Source organism: Actinoplanes oryzae (genome assembly GCF_030757795.1).
Taxonomy (GTDB): Bacteria; Actinomycetota; Actinomycetes; order Mycobacteriales; family Micromonosporaceae; genus Actinoplanes.
The window spans coordinates 22,536-44,714 of record NZ_JAUQWH010000021.1 but is presented as its reverse complement, the minus strand read 5'-3'; the positions used below and the strand labels follow the sequence as shown (position 1 = coordinate 44,714).

Genomic DNA, 22,179 nt, shown 5'->3' with positions numbered 1-22,179 from the left:
CTCCGGGCGTACCGGAAGCGCGGCGATCGAGGGTGATGCAGCTCAGACCTTGAGGTAGAAGCGCAGGGTGACCCACCCGGTGATGGCGCTCACGCCGGCACCCACGCCGGCCAGCAGCGGCAACATCAGCCAGACGTTCTCGCTCGGGATCGGCGTGAGGATGTTCGTCAGCGCCTGCAGCCTGCCGTCCAGCAGCACGACCTTGATCAGGAAGATCATCACGAAGCCGAGGATCGCGCCGATCAGGCCGGCCGCGACCGCTTCGAGCACGAACGGCGCCTGGATGAACCAGTTGGACGCGCCGACCAGCTTCATGACCGCGACCTCGCGGCGCTTGCTGTACGCCGCGACCTGGATCGTGTTACCGACCAGGAGCAGCGCCGCCAGCGCCATGAAGCCGGCCACGACCAGCGCGAAGACCTGGATCGCGTTGAAGATCTTGAACACCTTGTCGAGCAGCTCGCGCTGGTCGACGATGTCCTGAATGCCCTGCTGATCCTTGATCTGCTCGGCGAAGGTCTGGTACTGCTGCGGGTCCTTCAGCTTGACGCGGTAGGACTCGGGCAGGCTCTCCGGCGTGACGGAGTTGACGAAGTCCGGCGAGTCCTTCCAGAGCGTCTTGAACTTCTCGAAGGCGGCGTCGCGGCTCTCGTACTCCTTGCTCTGCACGAGAGAGTTCTGGTCGATCGCCTGGTTGATGGCCTCGCGCTGTGCGTCGGTCACGTCCTCACGCAGGAAGATCGAGACCTCGATCTCCCCGTAGTAATAATCCTTCATCTGGTCGACCTGCATGTACATCAGCACGCTGGCGCCGAGCATGGTCAGCGACACCGACATGGTGATGATCATGGCGATGGTCATCGTGACGTTGCGCCACAGGCCGACCAGCACCTCGTTGAGGACGTACTTGGCACGCATCGGGGGGTTCCTTCCGGGACTCCGCGGTCGTCAAACAGGTAGGTGGAGCGGGGACGGAGCCCAGGTCAGCCGTAGACGCCGCGAGCCTGGTCGCGGACGATGCGGCCGCTCTCGATCTCGATGACCCGGCGGCGCATCTGGTTGACGATGTTCGAGTCGTGGGTGACCATCACGACCGTCGTGCCGGTCCGGTTGATCCGGTCCAGCAGGCGCATGATCTCGATCGAGGTGTCCGGGTCGAGGTTGCCCGTGGGCTCGTCGGCCAGCAGGATCAGCGGCCGGTTGACGAAGGCCCGCGCCACCGCGACACGCTGCTGCTCACCACCGGAGAGCTCGTGCGGGTAGCGGTGCTCCTTGCCGCCGAGGCCGACCAGCTCGAGCACCTCGGGCACGACGCGGCGGGCGACCGCCTTCGTCTTGCCGATGACCTCGAGGGCGAACGCGACGTTCTCGTACGCCGTGCGGTTGGGCAGCAGCCGGAAGTCCTGGAACACGCAGCCGATCGAGCGGCGGAAGTGCGGGATCTTCCAGGAGCGCAGGGCCGTCACGTCCTTGGAGTTGACCACGACCTTGCCGCGGGTCGGGGCGACCTCGTGCAGCAGAAGCTTGATGATCGTCGACTTGCCGGAACCGGAAGGGCCGATGAAGAAGACGAACTCGCCCTTCTCGATACCGACGCTGACATCGTCCAGCGACGGCCGAGACGCCTTCGGGTACGTCTTCGTCACGTTCTCGAGCTGAATCACGGGTGGAGAGTCTACGCGGTGTAACGAAATCGCCAAGTCCGGCGGTGGCCCAGTTTTGGCCCCGAGGCCCGCTGATCAGCACGACGGGTGAGCGCCGCCTGACTCTTCGTTCAGACGGCGTGTCACTCAGCGTGCGAGACCCTGGTCGGAGCCGGTTTCTGCCGATTCCGAAAAATTTACGCGGCTCAGCCCGCGGCGATCTGCGACTGCTTGCGCCAGCGGATGCCGGCCTCGATGAACTCGTCGATCTCGCCGTCGAACACGGAGGACGGGTTGCCCGTTTCCTCCTCGGTCCGCAGATCCTTCACCATCTGATAGGGGTGCAGCACGTACGACCGCATCTGGTCGCCCCACGAGCCGGTGGTGTCCTGCTTGAGGCCGGCCATCTTGGCCTCCTCCTCCTGGCGCTTGCGCTCCAGCAGCCGGGCCTGGAGCACGCGCATGGCGGACGCCTTGTTCTGCAGCTGGGACTTCTCGTTCTGACACGTCACGACGATGCCGGTCGGGATGTGCGTCAGCCGCACCGCGGAGTCGGTGGTGTTGACGCTCTGGCCGCCGGGGCCCGAGGACCGGTAGACGTCCACGCGCAGCTCGTTGTCCGGAATGTCGATGTGGTCCGTCTGCTCGACGACCGGCATGACCTCCACGCCCGCGAAGCTGGTCTGCCGCCGGCCCTGGTTGTCGAAGGGGCTGATGCGCACCAGGCGGTGGGTGCCCGACTCGACGCTGAGGGTGCCGAACGCGTACGGCACCTTGACCGCGAACGTGGCGGACTTGAGCCCGGCCTCCTCCGCGTACGACGTGTCGTAGACCTCGGTGGGATAGCCGTGCCGCTCCGCCCAGCGCAGGTACATCCGGAGGAGCATCTCGGCGAAGTCGGCCGCGTCCACGCCGCCGGCGCCGGCCCGGATGGAGACGACTGCTTCCCGGGCGTCGTAGTCGCCGGAGAGCAGGGTGCGCACCTCCATCTCCTCGACGGCCTTCTGCAGGGCGACGAGCTCGGTGCCCACTTCGGCGACCGAGTCGGCGTCGCTCTCGGCCTCGGCCATCTCGAGCAGCAGCCCCGCGTCGTCGAGCCGGGTGCGGAGCCGCTCCATCTTCGAGATCTCGCCCGCGACGTACGACAAGCGCGAGTTGACCTCCTGGGCCCGCGCCTGGTCGTCCCACAGGTCCGGGGCGGAGGCCTGCTCCTCGAGCTCCGCGCGGTCCCGGCGCAGCTTGTCGAGGTCGAGCACGTTCTCGATGTTGCGCAGGGTGGCGTCGAGCGCCTTGAGCTGGTCAGGAAAGTCGGCTGCACTCACGACTGTCAAGAATACGCCGCCCGGCCCGTGTCGCGGCCGGGCGGCCCATTCCGGTGTCGGTTCGCGTCACTCCGCCGGCGCGGTCTTGAGCCAGGTCAGGGCGGCCTTGTGGTACGCCACGGCGAACTCGAGGGCGGCGGCACCGTACTGGTCGCCGGCCTTCTTGGCCTCCTTGGCCTGCTCCCGGGCCATGGCGAGCGCCTCGGAGTGGAACTCGTTGGCGCCGGTGTAGAGCGTCTTGAGCTGGCCACCGGCGTGCTGCTGGCCGAATGCCACGCGCAGGGCGATCGGGTTGCGGATCGCGTCGCGGCCGGGCGACTCGGCGAGCCACCGGCTGAAGGCGCGCTTGCCGGAGGCGGTGATGGCGTAGGGCTGACTGGACCGGGGGCCGGGCTTGCCGAGGCGGACGTAGCCCATCTCGGCGAGGACCGGCAGTTCGCGGTAGACCTGGCTCCGCGTCATCGACCAGTAGGGCCCGAGGCGGCGTTCGGCAGCCGCCATGAGCTGTCCGCCGGTCATCGGCCCATCGTGGAGCAGGCCGAGCAGAGCGGCAGCCGTAGGGTTGATTTGAGAGTCGGGCATGCCTTCTAAGCTGCCACTTTGTCGTCGTGGCGTCCAGGATTTCGCCCGATCCGTCCAATTTGCGTCTCCACAAACGACTGTCCCGCACAGACAGTCCGACCACGAGGGTCGTGTCGGGGCGTTTTTGCCGGTGAGCCGGGGTGTCGGCGGGTAGAATGGCTCAGGAAATCGGTCAGACGGCGCTCGAAGTCCGTTATCCCGCCAAAGGCCGCGTCCGGCCGGGGCCAGACTTCCTGAAGAAACGACTTCCAGGGGTAAAGCCGACAATCAGCCCATGTGGGGATACTGCCAGGTCACAGGCGGCTCAAAGGTTTCCTTCATCGTGCGCGGCGAGACCCAGCGCTGCAGGTTGAGGATCGAGCCGGCCTTGTCGTTCGTGCCGCTGCCCCGGGCGCCGCCGAAGGGTTGCTGCCCGACCACCGCGCCGGTCGGCTTGTCGTTGACATAGAAGTTGCCGGCCGCGTTGCGCAGGGCACCGGCCGCCCAGTCGACCACCGTCCGGTCCGTGGCGAAGATCGAGCCGGTCAGCGCGTAGTCCGCGACCGCCTCGGCCTGGGCCACCATCGCCTCGAACGCGTCGTCGGGATAGACGTGCACGCCGAGGATCGGCCCGAAGTACTCGGTGGAGAACAGCTCGTGACCCGGGTCCGACGACTCCACGAGGGTCGGTGCCACGAACCAGCCCTCGCTGTCGTCGACCGTGCCGCCGGCGAGGACAGTGCACGAGGCACTGTTCTTGATGCGGTCGAGGGCGGCGGCATGCTTGGCGAAGGCGCGGGCGTCGATCACCGCTCCCCCGAAGACGGACAAGTCGGTCACGTCGCCGTATTTGATGGTGGCGACGGTCGCCGCGAGCCGGTCGCGCAGGCCGCCTTCCCAAATACCCCGCGGCACGTACGCGCGGGAGGCCGCCGAGCACTTCTGGCCCTGATACTCGTACGCGCCGCGGACCAGCGCCACGTGCAGGGCGTCCACGTCGGCGCTCGGATGGGCGATCACGAAGTCCTTGCCGCCGGTCTCGCCGACGAGCCTGGGGTACGTACGGTAGCGGTCGATGTTGCTCCCGACCTCGCGCCACAGGTGCCGGAACGTCGCCGTGGAGCCCGTGAAGTGGATGCCCGCGAGCGCCGGGTCGGACAGCACCACGTCGGAGACCGCCAGCCCGTCGCCGGTGACCATGTTGATGACGCCCGGGGGCAGCTCCGCCGCCTCGAAGAGCCGCATCGTGAAGTGCGCCGCGAACTGCTGGGTCGGCGAGGGCTTCCAGACGACCGTGTTGCCCATCAGGGCGGGGGCCGAGGGGAGGTTGCCGGCGATGGCGGTGAAGTTGAAGGGCGTGACGGCGTACACGAAGCCTTCGAGCGGGCGATGGTCGAAGCGGTTCCAGACCCCGGGTGACGACTGCGGCTGCTCGCCGAGGATCCGCTCGCCGAAGGCGACGTTGAAGCGTAGGAAGTCGATCAGCTCGCACGCGGAGTCGATCTCCGCCTGCTGGACCGACTTCGACTGGCCCAGGATCGTGGCCGCGTTGAGCGTGTCGCGCCATCCGCCGGCCAGCAGCTCCGCGGCGCGGAGAAAGACCGAGGCCCGTTCGCTGTACGGCAGGGAGCGCCACGCCGGCGCGGCCTGCTTGGCGGCGTCGACCGCTGCCCGCGCGTCCTCGTGCGTGGCATTGCGCAGCACACCGAGTACGTGCCGGCGCTTGTGCGGCTGCACGACGTCGACGGGATCTCCCCCGCCCGGCCGCTGCACGCCGCCGATCGTGCTGGTCAGCTCGAGGCGCTCGGCCGCCAGCGCGGCGATGCGCGTCCGGAGCGACTCCCGCTCGGGGCTGCCGGGCGCATAGCTCCGGACCGGTTCGTTGATCGGGGCAGGAACGACGAGCTGAGCGTCCATCGCGCACTCCTCAGATGTGTCTCACGTCATCGTCCCACCCAGGCCACGGCCCCGCGGGCTTGTCAGGGGGCCCGATTACTCTGTGGGCCATGAGTGAGGCGGAAGCGGTGCAGCAGTCCCCGGAGCGCACGACCTGGGGTGGCGTTCTGCTGGCCGTCGCCGGGCTGGTGTGGGCGGCCGCCATGCTCCTCTCGGCGCGCGTCAGCATCACGAGCACGTCGCAGGCGGAGCTCGAGGTCGTCACCACGTCCTATGCGATGCCGGGCGTGGTGTCCGCGAGCCTGGTCGCCGGCATGGCCGTGGCCTCCGCCGTGCTCGCCTTCGTCACCCGCCGCCGGCAGCTCGGCGCCACCGTCCGATTCGCGGTCTCGACCGGCGCCGGCCTGGTGATCGGCCTGCTCGGCGCGCTCACCATCATCACGATCAACACCGACGGCTGGATCTACGCAGTCATGGGCGGCACGATCGCCGCGGCCGCCACGATCGGCGGCGCGCTGGCGGGCTTCCGCCTGCCCCGGGTCGTCACGGCGGCGGCCTGGGCGGCCATCGTCGTCTTCCTGGTCGGCGTGGTGCTGGCCTTCCTGCAGGACGACCTGCTGCCCGTGTTCGGCGCGGGCGACACCTCGGCGTCACGGGCCGACGCCGCCAACTACTGGGGCTATGCGCAGGGCATCCTCAGCGGCCTGGCGTCCGGCGTGGTCACGTTCCTGGTGCTGCGGCGCATCCGCAAGCGCACGGGCTCCGACGTGCGGTGGCCGCTCTACGCGCTCGCCGCGGCCGGGCCCGGCCTGCTGCTGATCGTGGCCGAGATCCTGACCCACACGCTCGGCTCGCGGCTCCTCTCGCTCGCGGCCAAGGTCAGCGCGGCCGACAGCAGCATCCAGTCGGTGCTGAGCGCCGCGCGGATCAACAACGCGCTGATGGTGCTGTTCGTGGGGGCGTTCGCGGCGATCGTGGCCGTGGGGCGCACGCTCCAGGCGCCGCCCGACGAGGCGCCGAGCGAGGAGGCGGCCGTGGCGGGGCGGCGCAACGCCCGCAGCCGGGCCGCGGCGGGCACGCGCCAGGCCGCGGCGGGCACGGGCCGGGCCGCCGCAGGCACGGGCGGGGCCGCGGCAGGCACGGGCGGGGCCGCCGCCTCTTCCGACAAAGCGGGCACGCCCGCGGCGGAACGGCTGTCGGAGCGCCCGGCCGACCCCGAGGAGATCGAGCGGGCGGCCCGGGCCGAGGACGACGATCCGGAGTCCGCTGACCCCAGCGAGCCGACCGCCACTGCCCCCGGCAAGCCGACCGCCGCCGCCTCGAGCGCGCCCACCACTACTGTCCCTGGCAAGCCGACCGCCGCCGCCCCGGGCGCGCCAACCACTACTGTCCCTGGCAAGCCGACCGCCGCCGCCTCGGGCACGCCCACCACTACTACCCCTGGCAAGTCGGGCGCCGCTGCCTCGGGCGCGCCGACCGCTACTGCCCCGGGCGAGTCGGGCGTTACTGCGCCGGGCGAGCCGACTGCCACCGCTTCCGGCAAGCCGACCGCTGCTGCGCCCGCCGGGGCGTCCGCGGCCGCCGGCACGAAGGACGACTGACCCTCAGGTGAGCTGGTCGAGCTCGCTGGGGGCGTACCACTCAAGCTCGTGGTCCTCGGCGCTGTCGACCGTGAACTGGGCGTCCTCGTCGCCGGCCAGCGCCTTCTCGACGACGCCGGCGGCCGCTGCGACGTCGTCCGCCGCGTCCGCCCCGTCAACGTGGACGGCGGCGACCTGCTTGAGCACCACCGGGTGCGCCAGCCGGACGGCGCTGGAGCCCAGCTCGGAGTCGCGCGAGGCGAGGGCCGCTGCGGGCACGTCGGCGGAGACCACCACCCGGCGCCGCGGCGCGTCGGGGTCGAGCCGGAGCAGTTGCAGGGCGGCCTGGGCGGCGCGGGTGAAGGCGACGTATTCGAGCTCCTCCTCGTCGCCCTCGGCGTACCACTCGCGCAGCGCCGGGGTGACCGCGTGCGCAGCCGGCGGCGCGTCGCCGAGCCTGCCGGTCTCCCGCAGCTCGGCCAGCATGGGCACGGTGGCCGGCACGTAGACCCGGACCTGCTCGGTGATCGGCACTCTCGTCTCCCCGCCTGTGATTGCAGCTCCCCGCTATCTCATCAGCACCCGCAGCTGGGCGCTGTGAGGGGGTCCCGCCCGGTCGCCTCAACCCCCGCCGCTTCTCTCCCCGCTGTCAACGAGCCCAGCGCTCCCTCCCCCGCTGTCAACGCGCCTGGCGCTCCCTCCCCCGCTGTCAGCGAGCCCAGCGTTCCCTTCTCCGCCGTCAGCGCGCCGGGCGCTTCCCTTCCCGCTGATAGCGAGCCGGGCGCTCCCTTGCCCGCCGGCAGCGCGCCTGGCGCTCCTTCGCTGGCGGCCGCGGGCGCGGTGAGCGGGTCCGGCTCGTGCGTGATCTCGCCGGCCGGGGTGATGATCGGGAATCCCTCGCGGATCCAGTACTCGACGCCCCCGATCATCTCGCGAACCTCGTAGCCGAGCCGGGCGAACGCCAGCGCCGCCCGGGTGGCGCCGTTGCAACCCGGGCCCCAGCAGTACGTGACAACGGCGACACCGGGCCCCGCCACCTCGGCCGCCCGGGCGGGGATCTCCGCGGTGGGCAGGTGCACGGCGCCGGGCAGATGTCCCTGGTCCCAGGCCTGCCGCGACCGCGAGTCGACAAGGACGAAGCTGCCCGGCGGCGCCGTCCGGACGTCGGCGACATCCGTCTGCGTGGCCAGGTGCTCAGCAAAGATCTCCATGGCATTTCTCATGGCCATGACGCTAAAAGTCGCGTCGTTCCCGCTTAAGGCCCGACCCACGGCGTACGGCTTCCCGCGCCGACGAAACCCCGGTACCGTGCCGCCATGACCGTTGATCCCGCGCTCGACCGCACGGATTGGCGTTTGCTGGCCGAGTTGCAGCGCGACGGGCGGGCGAGTTTCGCGGAGCTGGCGCGCGCCGTGGCGATGTCGCCGAGCGCCGTGGCGGAGCGGGTGCGCCGGCTGGAGGAGACCGGAGTCATCGCCGGATATCACGCCACGGTCGACCCCGAGCGGGTCGGGCTGACGGTGATGGCCTTCGTCCGGCTGCGCTATCCGACGGGGAACTACAAGCCCTTCCACGCGCTGCTCGACACGACTCCCGAGATCGTCGAGGCCCATCACGTGACGGGCGAGGACTGCTTCGTGCTCAAGGTGCTCGCCCGCTCGATGCGACACCTCGAAGAAGTGACCGGACGCATCAGCGGCCTCGGCTCGGTGACGACCAGCGTGGTCTACTCCAGCCCGCTGACCGGCCGTTCCGTCGCGCCACCCGCCTGACACGGTCACAAGTCGCCGACCCCGCGCGGCCCCGGGTCCACGGTGCCGAGCGCTGGCCGACTCCGGCCGTTCGCCGACGCCGCCCGACTTCAGCTGGCAGGCCGCCGCCGGCACCCGCTGGTAGCTATTTTCGGCCGTCCACACTGTCACCCTCCTCACGCTGTCGCAGGCTGCCGGTGGCAAACTGAGGCTGTGGAGCCCCGATTTCTCCTGCTGTCGGACGTCGCCGCCGAGCTGAACGTCTCCGACTCGCAGGTCTACCACATGGTCCGCAGCGGCGAACTGCCCGCGATCAAGATCGGCGGCCGGGGCCAGTGGCGGGTGGAGCGCGCCCGACTCGAGGCCTACATCGAGCAGAAGTATGCGGAAACCGCTGAGTGGGTGCAGCAGAATCCTCTCACCGACCGCGAACCCGACTGACCCGCTGTCCACAGTTCCCTTTTGTCCGCCCGCGCGCTATCCACAGCCGCGGGCGGCACCCGTTGACCGCCCGGCTCTCCGTCCCGACACTCGTCGTTGAAGCCTGTCGAGGCTCATCGAAGGCAAACGTAGGCAAACGAGGTTGTCAGGGGTGACGATGTCGATCGTGGTGATGGATCCGCCGGATCTGGAAAGAGTGGTCAGCTCCCAGTCGACGCGGCTGGACGACCGCACCCCGCCGCACCGACCAGCGAGACATCAGGTGGCGGCCGAGCCGCTCACGACGGGGCAGACCGAGCTGTTCTCCCCCGGCCTTCACGGCGCGCCCCGAGCCGGGTCGTCCGGCGACGAGAGGCAGCGAGCAGCCGAGCCGCCGACCCCGGCGCAGCGCGCGGCAGCACAGCTGGCGGCCGCGCAACGAGCGGCTCTGCGTCTCCGGCGCGCACCCTGCTACGACCCGCCCTACGACGACGAACGGTACGACCCCGAGCTCGAAGCCCTCAACCGCTCCAAGGTCCAGGCCGCCGTGACCGCCCTCGCCACCGAGATCTCCCTCCGCACCGAGACGCCGTCCCCCACCGACCGCTGGCCAGGCCGCCGTCCCGACCGCCGGCCCGACCGAAAGCTACTCCGCACCGAGCAGCCCGCTCTCCTCGGCGCCGCACGAGCCACCCAGGTCCGCGACTCCGCACCGCCCCCGCCGACCTCAAGCGCCCCAGAAGCACAGAGCCTCGCGCCAGCCCTGGCAATCCCGCCCGGCGCGCCTCCCGTGCCCATCCCCCCGTCGCCAGCGCCGGACGGGCAAGCGCGACCCGGGCCGGCGCCGTGCGGGCAGGCGCGACCCGGGCCGGCGCCGTGCGGGCAGGTGCGACCCGGGCCGGATCAGCCGTCGGGGGCGGCACGGGTCGTCACCAGCAGGCCCATGGGCGAGGGCGAGAGCGCGGCAGGCCGAGCCGCCATCCGCCGCTTCGTGGGCGCCTGCCTCGAGGTCATCAACGGCTACCGCCCCGCCGCCCACCTCCGCCAGCTGACCCTTCCCGCCGACGCCTCCACGGTGGTGGCCGCCGGTCAGGCCGCTGCCCAACGCGTGTCAGCGGCGCGTTCCGTGAGCCGATCCCGCAGCTCCCGCGGGGGCCCCACCCGCGCCGCCGTCGGCCAGCTCAACATCTGCGAGCCCCGCCCCGGAGCCGTCGAAGCCGTCGCTGTCCTGGCCACCCGGGATCGATCGTGGGCCTTGGCCCTCCGCCTCGAACAGCACAACAAATCTTGGCTGGCCACGGTCATGTACCTCGTCTGAGTCACCCCGCCACGCCCTCATCCCCGGGGCGTCCACCGAGCACCGCAGGCGGCGGCCGTCCCGGGCTCCACCACTGGAGAAAACCCGCGCAAAACTCGCGTTCGACGGCTCGATCGGCGCCGCGTGCGAAGACCGCGCAGAGCGGAAACCGCACACGCATCCCACGCGCGCGGGCCATCGACAAGCCACACGCATCCCGCGCAAGCCGCGTTTCGTGCAGCCCTCCCCCAAGCCGTTGCGCGCGCGGGCCATCGACAAGCCACACGCATCCCACGCGCGCGGCCCATGGGCAGGTGCCACACGCATCCCATGCGCGGGCTGTCGACAGGTGCCACCCGCATGCCACGCGCGGGGCGTTAACCCGTCACCCAGCCACGCGATCCGCCCCGGACACGGTGCCACACGCAGGATTGTGGAGACGAGCGCCGAGTAAGGAAGACCGCGCGGGGCGGAAATGACGCCGGCCCCCACGGCGTGGTGCCGTGGGGGCCGGAGCGGAGCCTCGCTGCCGGTCGAAGGATCAGACCGCGCCCGGGGCGCCGTGGCAGCGCTTGTACTTCTTGCCCGAGCCGCAGTAGCACGGGGCGTTGCGGGACGGTCCGTTGCTCGCCTCGGCCTGGCCCGACGTGCGGCTGGCCGGGGCGCGGTGGGCGCCGGTGTGGGCCGGGCTGGCCGGGACCACCGGCGAGCCGCCGAGGCCGAGGGCCGGGGCGTTCTGCGGCTCCTGCTGGATCTGCGGGGCGCCCGCGCCGGCCTCGCCGTCGATGGTCGGGGCCGTGTACTGGAGGTTGGCCGGGCGGGTGGCCGGGGCGCCGAGGCCCTTGGCGCGGACCTCGACCTGGGGCTCGTCGTCGCCGGCCCGCGGCATCGCCACGGCCTGGGACGGGTCGACCGTGACGGTGGGCTGCTCCTCGACCTGGACCTCCAGGTTGAAGAGGAAGCCGACCGCCTCCTCCTTGATGCCCTCCATCATCTGGTTGAACATGTCGAAGCCCTCGCGCTGGTACTCGACCACCGGGTCGCGCTGGGCGTACGCCCGCAGGCTGATGCCTTCCTGCAGGTAGTCCATCTCGTAGAGGTGCTCGCGCCACTTGCGGTCGATGACGGCGAGCAGCACCTGGCGCTCGAGCTCGCGGACGGCCTCCTCGCCCAGCTCGTCCTCGCGGGCCTGGTAGGCGTTGCGGGCCTCGGTCTTGATCTTCTCGATCAGGTAGTCCTGGTCGATGCCGGCCCGCTCGCCGCCGTTCTCCTCGATGACGTCGTCGATCGTGAGGGTCAGCGGGAAGAGCCGCTTGAGGTTGGCCCAGAGCTGCTCGAGGTCCCAGTCCTCCGCGTAGCCCTCGGAGGTGGCCGCGCGCACATACTCGGTGACCGTGTCGTCGATCATGTGCTGGGCCTGGTCGTGCATGTCCTCGCCGTCGAGCACGCGCTTGCGCTCGGCGTAGATGACCATGCGCTGCTTGTTGAGGACCTCGTCGTACTTGAGGACGTTCTTGCGGATCTCGGCGTTCTGCGCCTCGATCTGGGTCTGCGCGCTACGGATCTGGCGGGTCACCATCTTCGACTCGATGGGGACGTCCTCCGGGATGTTGAAGCGGTCCATGACCGCCTCGACGGCGCCGGCGCGGAACCGCTTCATCAGGTCGTCCTGCAGCGACAGGTAGAACCGGGACTCGCCCGGGTCGCCCTGACGGCCGGAGCGGCCGCGCAGCTGGTTGTCGATGCGGCGGGAGTCGTGGCGCTCGGTGCCCAGGACGTAGAGCCCGCCGGCGGCCTGGACCTCGGCGGCCTCGGCCTCGCAGGCTTCCTTCCAGGCCGGGAGGACCTCTTCGAGGGCCTTCGCGTACTCCTCCGGGCTCTCGACCGGGTCGAGGCCGCGCTGGGCGAGCTCGGACGCGGCCAGGAACTCGGGGTTGCCGCCGAGCAGGATGTCCGTGCCGCGGCCGGCCATGTTGGTGGCCACGGTGACGCCGCCCTTGCGCCCGGCCTGGGCGATGATCGTCGCCTCCTGGGCGTGGAACTTCGCGTTCAGCACGCTGTGCGCGATGCCGCGGCGGCGCAGGAGCTGCGAGAGGATCTCGGAATTCTCCACGGAGACCGTGCCGACGAGGATCGGCTGGCCGGTGGCGTGCCGCTCGGCGATGTCCTCGATGACCGCGTTGAACTTGGCCTTCTCGGTCTTGTAGATGACGTCCGGGTGGTCGACGCGGACCATCGGGCGGTGCGTCGGGATGCTCACGACGCCGACCTTGTAGACCTGATTGAACTCGCCGGCCTCGGTCTGCGCCGTACCCGTCATGCCGCCCAGCTTGTTGTAGAGGCGGAAGTAGTTCTGCAGGGTGATGGTCGCCAGGGTCTGGTTCTCCTGCTTGACCTCCACCCCCTCCTTCGCCTCGATGGCCTGGTGCATGCCCTCGTTGTAGCGGCGGCCGTGCAGGATGCGGCCGGTGAACTCGTCGACGATCAGGACCTCGCCGTTCTCGTCGACGATGTAGTCCTTGTCGCGCTTGTAGAGCTCCTTGGCCTTGATGGCGTTGTTCAGGTAGCCCACGAGCGGGGTGTTGACCGACTCGTAGAGATTGTCGATGCCGAGCCGATCCTCGACCCGGGCGACGCCGCGCTCGGTGATCGCCACCGTGCGCTTGGCCTCGTCGACCTCGTAGTCGCCCTCGCCGTCCTTGCCCTTCTGCAGGCGGCCGACCAGGTTGGCGAACTCGCCGTACCACCGCTGGGAGTGCTCGCCGGGGCCGGAGATGATCAGCGGGGTGCGGGCCTCGTCGATGAGGATCGAGTCGACCTCGTCCACGATGGCGAAGTTGTGCCCGCGCTGCACCAGCTCGCTCGCCGACCACGCCATGTTGTCGCGCAGGTAGTCGAAGCCGAACTCGTTGTTGGTGCCGTACGTGATGTCGCACTGGTAGGCCGCGCGGTGCTCGGCGGCGGGCCTGTTCGGCAGGATGACGCCGACCGTCAGGCCCAGGAACGTGTGCACCCGGCCGACCCACTCGGCGTCGCGCTGCGCGAGGTAGTCGTTGACCGTGATGATGTGCACGCCCTCGCCGCTGAGCGCGTTGAGGTAGGCCGGGAAGACACCGGTCAGGGTCTTGCCCTCACCCGTCTTCATCTCGGGGATGTTGCCGAAGTGCAGGGCGGCGCCGCCCATGAGCTGGACGTCGTAGGCGCGCTGACCGAGCACGCGGCGGGCGCCCTCGCGGGCCACCGCGAACGCCTCCACCATCATGTCGTCGAGCGACTCGCCGTCGGCGAACCGCTGCTTGAACTCGGCGGTCTGCTCGCGCAACTCGTCATCGGTCAGGTCGGTGTACTCGTCCTCGATCGAGTTGACCGCGTCGGCGATCGCCTTGAGGCGACGCACCAGTCGGCCTTCGCCGGCGCGGAGGACTTTTTCCAAAATCGACACGGGTCAACGCTCCCCTAGACGGTCTGCCGACCCATCGTAGGCGCCTTTGCTGGGAGGCTGTGACCCGAGCCCCGGGCCAACGGCACAAAGGCGCCGAAATCGCCCGGCTCGTTCGCTGACAGCGCACCGCGCGACCCGGTGGCGACACGGCCGCTCAGCGCGCGAGGATGGCCGCGTGCGGACCCCCGAGATTTCCGTGGACGAGCTCCTCATCCGGCCGTGGCGGCTCGCCGACGCGGAGCCGATGACCCGGGCGTGTCAGGACCCTGAGCTGCGCCGCTGGCTGGGCGGGTGGCCCGATCCCTACCGGCTGGCCGACGCCGTCGAGTTCATCGGCAAGGGCCGGCACCGCGCGCTGGACCTGGGCATCTTCGCGGGCGGGGAGGTGCTCGGCGGCGTCGCCCTGCACGCCGTCGACGAGGGGGCCGGCACCGCGGAGATCGGCTACTGGGCGGCCGGGCCCGCCCGGGGACGCCGAGTGACCGAACGGGCCGGTCGCGCGTTGTGCAGCTGGGCGTTCGGGGAGGGGCTGAAGCGTATCGACTGGCGCGCTGCGGTGGGTAATCACGCGTCGCGCGTCACGGCGCTGCGGATCGGCTTCCGCATGATCGGCATCCGGCCCGCGCCCGACAAGTGGCTGGGCGCGCTGACCCCCGGCGACCTCGCGGCCGAGGCCCGGGACCTGCCTTTTCCGGTACGCCGCTCAGCCCGCACCTTCCACGCCGGGCCCCCGGTCATCGACGCCGGCCCGGTGACGCTCCGCAGGCCCGAGGAGCGCGACATCCCGGCCCTCGTGACGGCGATGAACGATCCCGGCGTGGTCAGGTGGTTCGGGGTCCGGTTGCCCTACGGTTGCGCCGAAGCGGAGAGTCACGTCCGCGACGAGGTGCCGCGGCTGTGGGCCCGGGGCGAGGAGGCGGTCTTCGCGATCGTCGACGGGCGGGACGCGTACCAGGGATCGGTGGATGTGCGGGTGACCACCCGCGACCCGGCGGTGGGCGAGCTGGGTTATCTGGTGGCGCCGCGGGCGCGGGGCCAGGGGCATGCCGTGGCCGCTGTCAAGGCGCTCAGCCGGTGGGCGTTCGACGCGCTCGGGCTGAGCCGCCTGGAGATCCGCGCGGCCGACGGCAACGACGCCTCCGTCCGCGTCGCGGTCAAAGCGGGCTTCACCGTGGAGGGCCTGATGAGGCAGGCTTTGATCATCAACGGTGAGCGGCATGACGCCCGGGTGGCGTCGCTGCTGAGAGAAGAGGTCGTGTGAGGGTTCCCACCATCTCCGGCGACGGCGTCGTGCTGCGCGCGCTGACCCGCGATGACCTGGACGATCTGCTGGTCGCGTACAACGACTGGGACCTGCGGCGCTTCCTGCCCGCGCTGCCGATCCCCTTCACCCGCACGCACGCCGACAACTACCTGCGCGACGTCGTGCCGGGCATGATCGCGGCGGGCGGCGGCTTCTGGGCCGTCGCCGACCCGGCGACCGACCGGCTGCTGGGCGGCGTCGGACTCGACCGGGTGATCGCCGAGCGCGGCCAGGCCGAGATCGGCTATTGGACAGCGCCCGGGGCGCGCCACCGGGGTGTCGCCACCGCCGCCCTCCGCGCGGTGACCGAGCACGCGTTCAGCACCGGCCTCAAGCGCCTGGAGCTGCTCACCCACTGGGAGAACGGCACCAGCCAGCGGGTCGCGCTCGCGGGTGGCTTCCAGCGCGAGGGCGTACGCCGGGGAGCCGTCCAGGATCGCGACGGCGGCCGCGACGACCTCCTCGTCTTCGCCCGCCTGGCCGGTGACCCGCCGGATCCCGTCGTACGGCTGCTGCCCGACCTGCCCGGCGGCGAGCTCTCCGACGGCGTGGTGACCCTGCGGCCGCTCGCCCCGGAGGATCTCGACTTCTATCTGGAGCTGCACAGCCTGCCGGACGTCGTGGCCACCACCGTGCCGCCGGTGCCGCCCAGCCGCCGGAAGATGGAGCAGCGCTGTGACCGCAGCGAGGCGGCCTGGCTGGCCGGAGAGCGCGCCGACCTGGTGATCGTCGACACCGCCACGGGCGCCCTGGCCGGGGAGATCGGCCTGTACTACATGGAGCCGCCGACCGCCCAGGCGATGATCGGCTACAGCATGATGCCGGCGTGGCGCAGGCGCGGTTACCCGACGCGGGCGGCCCAGCTCGTGGCCTTGTGGGCCTTCGCGGAGACCGGAATCGCCCGGCTGATCGCCGGCGCCCTGCCGACCAACCTCGGCTCGCAGCGGGTGCTGGAGAAGGCCGGCTTCCGGCGCGAGGCCTACCTGCGCTCGCGGCTGCCGGGCCCGGACGGCCGCCGGTCGGACGACGTCCAGTTCGTTCTCCTGGCCGAGGATCTGCTGGCCCACGCCACTGCCGAGTGAGGGGGAGGCCGGCTTCCGCCGGCCTCCGAGCAGCCGCTACCCCGTCGTCTCGAGGCTGAGGATGCCGTAGTCGTAACCGCGTCTGCGGTAGACGACGCTGGGCCGGCCGCTCTCCTTGTCATGGAAGAGGTAGAAGTCGTGGCCGACGAGCTCCATCTGGAAGAGCGCGTCGTCCACCGTCATCGGGTCCGCGGGGTGTTCCTTCTCGCGCACGATGCGCCACGGCTGGTTGTCGTCCTGCTCCTGCAGGTCGACCAGCCCGTCGTCCGGCGGTGTCACACTCGGCAGGTCGGTCGGCAGCCCGGCGGTGGCGGCAGCCACGGACACCGGAGCGTGCCGGCCACGGTGCACGCGGCGGCGGTCGGCGGCGCGACGCAACCGGGCGTCGAGCTTGTTGATCGCCACGTCCAGCGCGGCGTAGAAATCCTTGGCGCAGGCCTCGGCCCGCACGACCGGCCCGCGGGTCACCACCGTGATCTCCACACGCTGGCAGTTGTCCGACTGCCGCGGATTACGCTCGTGGAAGAGCTCCACGTCGACCCTGATGAGCTTCTGGTCGTACCGTTCGACTTTTGCCAGTTTGTCGGCGACGTGTTCCCGATAGTGATCGGGAACCTCTACGTTGCGGCCCTTGACGACAATGTCCACTCGTGACCTCCCCCAACGTTGGCCAAATCAACAGCTACGTGCTGGTGCCGGCGCCGGCGGGACTGCCTGGCTTCGCTTGCTCACCCAGCTCGGGGAAGCTCCGCTCGACCGGGCCGGCTGCGCTCGCTCGCGGGATTGATCAGCTCGGCTGATCTCTTCCGCGCCGCGGGCTGCATCCGCCTTGCGGGCTGCATCCGCCTTGCGGGCTGCATCCGCGTTGCGGGCTTCACTCACCCGGCGGGCTTCGCTTGCTCGGCTCGCTTCGCTTGCTCGGCTGGTTTCGCTTTCGCGGAGCGATCCCACGCGCACGACCGGCAAAAGGCTTGCGAGGACGCTCCTTTCCGGTGCGGCGGGTCGGACCTTCGACTTCGCTCCCGGTGGCGGACAAGCAATCGCGCTTGTCCTCGTCACCAGAACGCTAACCTGCCGAAGCCCGCCCGTCACCCCTCGTTCGACAACCCGATGGCGGGACTTCCGGCCCTGGCGCCGACCACGGCACGCCGGGGCCACCGGCTGCGGCGCGGGATCTGCGCAGGCGCGTCGCCGCCAGCACCGCGGCACCCGTGACCTGCATGTCCACCTCCCGCAGCCGGCTCGTCACTGCGGCCAGCGTGGCCCCCGTCGTGACGATGTCGTCCACCACTATCAGCGTGCCCCTGATCGTCGGCCGCCGCCGCGGAATACGGATCCCGTCACCCCTTATTCGCAGTGAACTCTCAGCCGCCGCGGCCCGTCCGCTCACGTCCAGTGACGCCGAGTCAGGGCGGGGAAGCGCCCGCAACGGCCGAGTCATTCGAGCCTGCCAACCAGCGTCCCGCAGACGGCGCACAGCGTGTGCGGTCAGTCTCGCCATGTGGTCGCCGTGCCGCTCCCGTACGGCCGCAGCGGTCGACGGCACGGGAACAACCACAACCGGCCCGCGCCGCCCGCCGCCACCCCACACGGCAGCCGCAGCGATCGACGCCGCCAGCACCGCCCCGAGCGGACCCGCGAGCCGATGCCGCCCCCGCTCCTTGTACGCCAGCAGCGTCTGCCGCAGAGCCCCCGCATAAGCCCCGGCCGCCACGCAAGCCGGCATCCCCACCGGCGAAGGCGTCGGGGCCGTCGGGTACGGCCGGAGCGCCTCCAGCTCGGTCACACAGCTCGCACACGTCCCGTACCGCAACGGCACCCGCTCCGCGCCGCACCCCGCACAGGCGCTGGGCAAAATCAGATCCGCCAAATCCCCGCCCAGCCCCGCGGACCCGAGCGCCCCTGCCGCCCGACGCGCCCAGCCCCCTGCCTCGACATCCCGCCCGCTCAGCACCCGAACCTCCCAGCCTCAACCACATCGTCCGCACTCCCACGAAGGCCGAGCCACGCCGAGGCCGGCGATCGCTGAGCCCGGCCAAGCGCGCAAGGCCCCACCGGGCAAGGCCCCGGGCAGCGCAGGCGCGGCCCCGGGTCAACGCAGGCGCGGCCCCGGGTCAGCCCAGGCGCGGCCCCGGGTCAGCGCAGGCGAGGACCCGCGGTCAGCGCAGGAAGAACGGGTTGACGGGCCGGACGCCCGCCGGCGGGTTCTGGACGTCGCCGGTCAGGTCGTCGGTCTCGATGGTCTCGGGGCCCGAGAGGACGTCGAACGCCGCGCCGTTGGACATGTACTCGGTGATGTCGGGGACGTATTTGCCGGTGGTGGGGCTGACGGGATACGCGGCCAGGTAGGTGACCGGCGTCGTGCCCAGGTCGGAGAGGATCTCGGTGCGCAGGCTGCCGTCGATCTCGCTGGCCACGATGGCGACGCGGTTGCGGTCGCTGCGGGTGCCCGCGACGACGACGGCCGTCTCGGTGCCCCAGTCGACGGCGGTGACCGTGGCCAGGTCGACGACCTCGGTGAAGCGGGGCGCGGTCAGCTCCGGCTCGTCGCCCTCGGCCGTCAGCGCCGCCACGTAGAGCTTGCCGCCGACGACCAGCGCGACGCGGCGGCCGTCGGGGGCCACCGCCACGGAGGTGATCGGGCCGGCCGGGCCGGTCCACTTGATCTCGCGCAGCGCCGGTCCCTCGGCCGAGAAGCTGTAGAGCTTGCCGCCGATGATCAGCATCCCCAGCTCGCCGCTCTGGGCGTCGTCGTCGGTCAGCGCCCACACCGGGGGTGCCGACGGCTCGCCCGGCAACGGCACCGAGTGCAGGTTGGCCGACTCGCCGGGGGCCGCGCTGCCGACCCGGAGCACCGGGCTGCCCTTCTCGGTGGCCACCAGGGCGACATAGCCGTGGTCGGCCATGCCGCGGGCGATCGCGGCCGAGCGCACGTTGCGGTTGTCCTCGGCCCGCAGCACCGGCACCGGCTCGGTGGAGCCCGCCGACAGGTCCAGCCGCCGCACCTCGCCGTTGTAGACGATGAAGCGCTCGGGCGTGGCCGCCAGCTGGTCGGACGCGTTGCTGGTCAGGTAGTCGTCGCCGGAGTAGTCCCGCTGCTCCTGGTTGCCGATCTTCAGCTCGAGCACCCGCGGCAGCTGCTTGCGCAGCGACCACATCAGCTGCAGCCGCAACCGCTCCAGCGCCTTGCCGGGATCCTCGCCGTCGGCCGGGTCGATCGCCTGGTTGCTCAGGTTGATCTGCAGCTTGCCCTCGGTGACGGCGGGCACGTTGCCGATCAGCTGGGTGCCCTCGGGCAGCGGGTCGACGGCATTCTCCAGCCACGCCGAGGGACCGTCGATGAGCCAGTTGATGATCTGCTGCGGCACCTGCACCGGCGGCACCTCGGCGGAGATCCACCGGACGTCGGGCACCAGCGACGTGTGATCCTTGTTCCAGAAGTAGATGGTGCGCTGGTCGTAGTAGGAGGTCAGCGCCTGGTCCGTCAGCAGCAGCACCTGTGGCGCCTTGGTGACGAACAGCCCGTCCTTGCCCGTGATGCGCGCGACCGTCAGCTTGTAGGTCTGCACGCCGGAGTCCGGGGACGCCTCCATGATGCCGTCGGGGGTGAGCAGCCCCACCGTGCGCGCCTGCAGCGTGACCTCGTCGCTGCCCGGGTTGACGAGCGGGTCCTCGACCAGGTGGATGACCTTGATGGTGGCCGGCAGCTTGGCGAACGGGATGGCGGCCGACGGCGACAGGAAGCTCTTCACCTGCTCGAGTGACGAGTCCGGGTCGCCGGCCGCCGCGGCTTCGAGATAGTTCTCGACGAGGGCGGTGGTGTCGTCCGCCGCCTCCTCGCGGGTCGGCTTGGACCGCTGGGACTCGTTCTCCGAGGACTGCCCCTGCGAGGGACCCGGCGCGAGACGCTCGACGTCGGTCTCGTCGGGGATGCCGCAGCCCCCGAGCACCAGCGCCGCCGCCAGCGCACCGGCCAGCAGCGGGCGCAGACCCCGGCCGCCCCTCATCGACCCACCTCCGCGGGCTCGTCGTCCCCGGCGACAACGTCCGGCGCCCGCGAAGGCTCCGCGGACGACACCTCGATCTCGGACCCGTCCGCCGGCCCAGCGGCCGCCGAGCCGGCAGCCGCGGAACCGGCACTCGCGGGAGCAGCAGCCGCGGGACGGGGCGGAAGCTGGGCGGAAGTACCGGGCACCGGAAGTTGGGCGGGCGCCCCAGGCGCAGGGAGCTGGGCGGGCGCGCCGGGCGCCGGGAGCGCGTCGACGGCCCGGTCGCGCGGGATCAGCGGCAGCGGCGCCGCGACGAGGCGGTCGCCGGAGCGGACGGGCACGGTCAGGCGGAACTGCGCACCGCCGCCGGGCTCGCCCCAGGCCTCGAGCCAGCCGCCGTGCAGGCGGGCGTCCTCGACGGAGATGGACAGGCCCAGGCCGGTGCCGCCGGTCTGGCGGGCCCGCGACGGGTCGGCGCGCCAGAAGCGGTTGAAGACCAGGCGCTCCTCCCCCGGCTTGAGGCCGACGCCGTGGTCCCGGACCGTGACGGCGACCGCGGCGTCGTCGGTGGCCATGGTGACCTCGACCGGCTTGCGCTCGCCGTGCTCGACCGCGTTGCCGACGAGGTTGCGCAGGATGCGCTCGACGCGGCGGGGGTCGACCTCCGCGATGACCGGCGTGTCCGGCAGGCGGAGCACGATCTCGACGCCGACCCGCTCGGCCAGGCCGGTGAGCCGCTCGGCGACGCGTTCCACGATCGGCACCAGGTCGGTGTGCTCGGCGTCGAGCGCCGCGAAGCCCGCGTCGAAGCGGCTGATCTCGAGCAGGTCGGTGAGCAGGCCCTCGAAGCGGTCGAGCTCGGCCTGCAGCAGCTCGGCGCTGCGCGCCACGGCCGGGTCGAACTCGTCGCGCGACGAGAAGATGAGGTCCGCGGCCATCCGCACGGTCGTCAGCGGGGTGCGCAGCTCGTGGGACACGTCGGACGTGAAGCGCCGTTGCAGCCGCGACATCTCCTCCAGCCGCACGATCTGGCGCTGGAGGTTGGCCGCCATCTGGTTGAAGGAGGCGGCCAGCAGCGCGAGGTCGTCCTCGCCGTCGACCTTCATCCGCTGGTCGAGCAGGCCGGCGGAGAGCCGCTGGGCGGTGCGCGCGGCCACCCGGACCGGCGTCACCACCATGCGCGTGACCAGGCCGGCCATGACGCCGAGCAGGATCACCAGCGCGAGGCCGGTGACGAGCACCGTGGTCCGGATCTCGTTGGCCGCGCGGTCCTCGGTGGTGAGCGGCACCATGTAGTAGAGCTCGAGGTGGCCGAAGACGGCGGGCACCGGCGACCCGTAGACCAGGTATTTCACCGGCTCGCCGCCCACGTCGGTGGTGCGGATCTGCTGGGCGACGAGGCTCTCGCCGGAGACGTCGTGCCGCAGCTCCCGGCTGATCAGCGTGCTGGTGTCGAACTTGGCGGACGTGACCGGCTTGAGGTCGGGGATGCTGTCGGCGCGCAGCTCGAGGATGGCGCCGCCGGTCTCGTCGGGGTCGCCGGCCGCCAGCCGCGTCACGGTGTTGTTGAGCGTGACCGGCAGCTTCGGGTCGCGCACCTGCCGGTGCACGGTCAGCTGGCTGATCGCATAGTCGACCTTGCCGACCATCTGCGAGTGCACCTCGTCCTCGGCGCGGTCGAGCAGGATCTTGGTGCTGCGGTCGGCGATGAACCAGCCGAAGGCCCCCACGAGCAGGCTCGACGTGACCAGGGTGAGCGTGACGACGCGCAGGTGCAGGGAGCGCCGCCACGCCCGGCGGGCCGGGGCGGAGTAGCGCTTGAGCCTGCGCAGGGCCATGCGCCACTGCCGCCGCACCACGCGGAGGGGGCGGCGGACGGGCATCGGAAGCCAG

At 71.2% G+C, this 22,179-nt stretch carries 18 protein-coding genes; 6 read left to right on the top strand and 12 right to left on the bottom strand.

Going from position 1 to position 22,179, the window contains the following annotated elements; genetic code table 11:
• Window positions 1–42: 42 nt before the first annotated feature.
• The 5 genes from ftsX to pruA all read right to left on the bottom strand — a co-directional run bounded on the left by ftsX (window position 43) and on the right by pruA (window position 5,443).
• The gene (gene ftsX, locus RBH18_RS10195) at window positions 43–918 is read right to left on the bottom strand and encodes a permease-like cell division protein FtsX (protein ID WP_306206152.1); all 876 of its coding nucleotides are present in this window, start codon (window positions 916–918) and stop codon (window positions 43–45) included.
• A 65-nt stretch (window positions 919–983) separates the two neighbouring features.
• Window positions 984–1,664, bottom strand: a complete 681-nt coding sequence (gene ftsE, locus RBH18_RS10190) for a cell division ATP-binding protein FtsE (protein ID WP_305789586.1) — start codon at window positions 1,662–1,664, stop codon at window positions 984–986.
• Window positions 1,665–1,849: 185 nt separating this feature from the next.
• The gene (gene prfB, locus RBH18_RS10185; protein ID WP_306206149.1) at window positions 1,850–2,965 is read right to left on the bottom strand and encodes a peptide chain release factor 2; all 1,116 of its coding nucleotides are present in this window, start codon (window positions 2,963–2,965) and stop codon (window positions 1,850–1,852) included.
• Window positions 2,966–3,031: 66 nt separating this feature from the next.
• On the bottom strand, window positions 3,032–3,547 hold the full coding sequence (locus RBH18_RS10180; protein WP_306206147.1) for a PadR family transcriptional regulator: 516 nt from the start codon (window positions 3,545–3,547) through the stop codon (window positions 3,032–3,034).
• 267 nt (window positions 3,548–3,814) lie between these two features.
• Window positions 3,815–5,443, bottom strand: a complete 1,629-nt coding sequence (gene pruA / locus RBH18_RS10175; protein WP_306206145.1) for an L-glutamate gamma-semialdehyde dehydrogenase — start codon at window positions 5,441–5,443, stop codon at window positions 3,815–3,817.
• A gap of 89 nt (window positions 5,444–5,532) precedes the next feature.
• On the opposite strand from pruA, the gene RBH18_RS10170 reads away from it, so the two are divergent.
• Window positions 5,533–7,023, top strand: coding sequence for a DUF2339 domain-containing protein (locus tag RBH18_RS10170; protein ID WP_306206144.1), 1,491 nt, complete (start codon window positions 5,533–5,535; stop codon window positions 7,021–7,023).
• Window positions 7,024–7,026: 3 nt separating this feature from the next.
• Here the strand turns inward: RBH18_RS10170 and RBH18_RS10165 are convergent, their stop codons facing one another.
• Together RBH18_RS10165 and RBH18_RS10160 are read right to left on the bottom strand one after the other, a co-directional pair.
• The gene (locus tag RBH18_RS10165) at window positions 7,027–7,536 is read right to left on the bottom strand and encodes a DUF6912 family protein (RefSeq protein WP_372338895.1); all 510 of its coding nucleotides are present in this window, start codon (window positions 7,534–7,536) and stop codon (window positions 7,027–7,029) included.
• 41 nt (window positions 7,537–7,577) lie between these two features.
• Complete coding sequence (locus tag RBH18_RS10160) at window positions 7,578–8,225, bottom strand: rhodanese-like domain-containing protein (protein ID WP_306206142.1); 648 nt, start codon at window positions 8,223–8,225, stop codon at window positions 7,578–7,580.
• A gap of 93 nt (window positions 8,226–8,318) precedes the next feature.
• On the opposite strand from RBH18_RS10160, the gene RBH18_RS10155 reads away from it, so the two are divergent.
• The 3 genes from RBH18_RS10155 (at window position 8,319) to RBH18_RS10145 (ending at window position 10,491) form a co-directional block, all read left to right on the top strand.
• The gene (locus RBH18_RS10155) at window positions 8,319–8,774 is read left to right on the top strand and encodes an Lrp/AsnC family transcriptional regulator (protein WP_306206140.1); all 456 of its coding nucleotides are present in this window, start codon (window positions 8,319–8,321) and stop codon (window positions 8,772–8,774) included.
• 192 nt (window positions 8,775–8,966) lie between these two features.
• The gene (locus RBH18_RS10150) at window positions 8,967–9,194 is read left to right on the top strand and encodes a helix-turn-helix transcriptional regulator (RefSeq protein ID WP_306206138.1); all 228 of its coding nucleotides are present in this window, start codon (window positions 8,967–8,969) and stop codon (window positions 9,192–9,194) included.
• 922 nt (window positions 9,195–10,116) lie between these two features.
• Window positions 10,117–10,491, top strand: a complete 375-nt coding sequence (locus RBH18_RS10145; protein WP_306206136.1) for an Rv3235 family protein — start codon at window positions 10,117–10,119, stop codon at window positions 10,489–10,491.
• A gap of 520 nt (window positions 10,492–11,011) precedes the next feature.
• Here RBH18_RS10145 and secA read toward each other — a convergent pair.
• Window positions 11,012–13,912: a preprotein translocase subunit SecA gene (secA, locus tag RBH18_RS10140; RefSeq protein WP_306206134.1), complete on the bottom strand. Its 2,901-nt coding sequence runs from the start codon at window positions 13,910–13,912 to the stop codon at window positions 11,012–11,014.
• 175 nt (window positions 13,913–14,087) lie between these two features.
• Here secA and RBH18_RS10135 point away from each other — a divergent pair, with 175 nt between their 5' ends.
• A complete protein-coding gene (locus RBH18_RS10135; RefSeq protein WP_306206132.1) occupies window positions 14,088–15,173 on the top strand; it encodes a GNAT family N-acetyltransferase in 1,086 nt (361 codons plus the stop codon).
• Window positions 15,170–16,297 carry a GNAT family N-acetyltransferase gene (locus RBH18_RS10130; protein WP_306206130.1) on the top strand — a complete coding sequence of 376 codons (1,128 nt, stop codon included), beginning with the start codon at window positions 15,170–15,172 and terminating at the stop codon, window positions 16,295–16,297. The genes RBH18_RS10135 and RBH18_RS10130 overlap by 4 nt, the downstream gene beginning before the upstream one ends.
• A 36-nt stretch (window positions 16,298–16,333) precedes the next feature.
• Here RBH18_RS10130 and hpf read toward each other — a convergent pair whose 3' ends face one another.
• The 4 genes from hpf to mtrB form a co-directional block, all read right to left on the bottom strand.
• Window positions 16,334–16,945 carry a ribosome hibernation-promoting factor, HPF/YfiA family gene (hpf, locus tag RBH18_RS10125; RefSeq protein WP_306206127.1) on the bottom strand — a complete coding sequence of 204 codons (612 nt, stop codon included), beginning with the start codon at window positions 16,943–16,945 and terminating at the stop codon, window positions 16,334–16,336.
• 418 nt (window positions 16,946–17,363) lie between these two features.
• Window positions 17,364–18,179: a ComF family protein gene (locus RBH18_RS10120; RefSeq protein WP_306206193.1), complete on the bottom strand. Its 816-nt coding sequence runs from the start codon at window positions 18,177–18,179 to the stop codon at window positions 17,364–17,366.
• Between the two features lie 277 nt (window positions 18,180–18,456).
• Window positions 18,457–20,304 carry an LpqB family beta-propeller domain-containing protein gene (locus tag RBH18_RS10115; protein ID WP_306206125.1) on the bottom strand — a complete coding sequence of 616 codons (1,848 nt, stop codon included), beginning with the start codon at window positions 20,302–20,304 and terminating at the stop codon, window positions 18,457–18,459.
• Window positions 20,301–22,124 carry an MtrAB system histidine kinase MtrB gene (gene mtrB, locus RBH18_RS10110; RefSeq protein ID WP_306206191.1) on the bottom strand — a complete coding sequence of 608 codons (1,824 nt, stop codon included), beginning with the start codon at window positions 22,122–22,124 and terminating at the stop codon, window positions 20,301–20,303. The genes RBH18_RS10115 and mtrB overlap by 4 nt, the downstream gene beginning before the upstream one ends.
• Window positions 22,125–22,179 lie beyond the last annotated feature (55 nt).

What these genes read in the sequence shown, in the direction of transcription:
- ftsX (WP_306206152.1), bottom strand. Translation starts at nt 918, where the DNA reads ATGCGTGCCAAGTACGTCCTCAACGAGGTGCTGGTCGGCCTGTGGCGC.
- RBH18_RS10180 (WP_306206147.1), bottom strand. Translation starts at nt 3,547, where the DNA reads ATGCCCGACTCTCAAATCAACCCTACGGCTGCCGCTCTGCTCGGCCTG.
- pruA (WP_306206145.1), bottom strand. Translation starts at nt 5,443, where the DNA reads ATGGACGCTCAGCTCGTCGTTCCTGCCCCGATCAACGAACCGGTCCGG.
- RBH18_RS10170 (WP_306206144.1), top strand. Translation starts at nt 5,533, where the DNA reads ATGAGTGAGGCGGAAGCGGTGCAGCAGTCCCCGGAGCGCACGACCTGG.
- RBH18_RS10160 (WP_306206142.1), bottom strand. Translation starts at nt 8,225, where the DNA reads ATGAGAAATGCCATGGAGATCTTTGCTGAGCACCTGGCCACGCAGACG.
- RBH18_RS10155 (WP_306206140.1), top strand. Translation starts at nt 8,319, where the DNA reads ATGACCGTTGATCCCGCGCTCGACCGCACGGATTGGCGTTTGCTGGCC.
- RBH18_RS10145 (WP_306206136.1), top strand. Translation starts at nt 10,117, where the DNA reads ATGGGCGAGGGCGAGAGCGCGGCAGGCCGAGCCGCCATCCGCCGCTTC.
- RBH18_RS10115 (WP_306206125.1), bottom strand. Translation starts at nt 20,304, where the DNA reads ATGAGGGGCGGCCGGGGTCTGCGCCCGCTGCTGGCCGGTGCGCTGGCG.
- mtrB (WP_306206191.1), bottom strand. Translation starts at nt 22,124, where the DNA reads ATGGCCCTGCGCAGGCTCAAGCGCTACTCCGCCCCGGCCCGCCGGGCG.